General features: G+C 73.1%; 1 protein-coding gene. It reads right to left on the reverse strand.

The window, feature by feature from the left end:
- Nucleotides 1-531: Flp pilus assembly protein CpaB (gene cpaB / locus G3I71_RS46405; RefSeq protein ID WP_164324961.1), on the reverse strand; the 531-nt coding region annotated here is incomplete at both ends.

Genomic DNA, 531 nt, shown 5'->3' on the forward strand with positions numbered 1-531 from the left:
GTAGGCGAGCCGCAGCGCGTCCTCCGAGGTGAGGGCGAACGTCACGGGCACCCCTTGCGTCGTCGTGAAGTTGCCGCCGACGTCGCTGTCCTCCATGTTCTGGGGGATGCCGACCTCGAGGACGAGCGCGTTGGAGACCCACACCTCGGCGCGCGGCGGGCGCTGCTCGTCGCCGTCGACCGTGGCGAGGATGTCGACGTGGTCGCCCGGCGCGACCTTGCCGGCGACACCCGTCTCGGCGTCGACGACGATCGCGACCTCGCGGAACCCGGGCTGGACGCCGGGTCGCGGCACGAGCATGCCCGTCTGCACGAGCGACCCCTCGGGCAGCGCGGTGGCGGCGACCAGCCCGCTCGTCTCGGACACGTCGCGCACGGCCGTGGCCGGCACCCACCGCTCGGGGACGTCGACGGCCTCCAGCATGTCGGGCTCGATGGGCTCGTAGGCGTCGACGGCACGGTTGAGCTGGTACGCCTGCGTCATCGGCCCCACGCGCGAGCTGACGTCGCCGACGTACACGACCACCGCGAG

It is taken from the genome of Streptomyces sp. SID12501 (genome assembly GCF_010550245.1).
GTDB lineage: Bacteria > Actinomycetota > Actinomycetes > Streptomycetales > Streptomycetaceae > Streptomyces.